Here is a 557-nt window from a genome sequence, read left to right as displayed (position 1 = left end):
GTTTGAATATACGTAAAGTCAGCAACCTGAGAAACACTGTTTCGTAAGGTGATTAGGCTGATCAGCTCTAAAATTCCGTTTCACCAAGTCAGGTGCTCGTTTTTGGTCATCTCGGCTACGGGTGGTTTGTTTATTCTTACCACGCTAAACACCTTGTGGACCTGGCTTTTTCATTAATCGAGCAACAGTACAGCGTGCAATAATATAGCCTTCACGTTTCAGTTTTTGCCAGACCTTACGCACACCATACTGACCTGAACTTTCCTTCCAAATTCGTTTAATCTCCTCAGCATGATGCAAGTGATGTAAATCTCGCTTTGCTCGATGTTCCCTTGCAAAGCGATGCTTTTCATCAACGAGACCTAGAATCCGGTAATAGGGTGAAGCTGCGATCGGTAAAATCCTACAAATCGCATCAACACCATATCGATCTTTATTGTTATGGATGAAATCCACCATTATTTGTGTGGGCGGTCGAGCTCCGCCTGGGCGAAAAAAGCGGCTGCTTTACGTAGAATTTCATTGGCACGCTTTAATTCTTTAATTTCACGTTCCAT

General features: G+C 43.1%; 1 pseudogene and 1 other annotated feature. The pseudogene reads right to left on the bottom strand.

Annotated features, from left to right (window positions below):
* Positions 1–557 (bottom strand): annotated as a pseudogene (locus G5T77_RS08370) (IS3 family transposase); the annotation flags it as partial.
* Positions 385–501 (bottom strand) — a sequence feature (AL1L pseudoknot). Its footprint overlaps the pseudogene before it by 117 nt.

The sequence above is a fragment of the Acinetobacter sp. GFQ9D191M genome, assembly GCF_011174875.1.
Classification (GTDB): domain Bacteria; phylum Pseudomonadota; class Gammaproteobacteria; order Pseudomonadales; family Moraxellaceae; genus Acinetobacter.
Note: the sequence above shows the minus strand (reverse complement) of the source record. Positions and strands in the feature narration are given on the sequence as shown.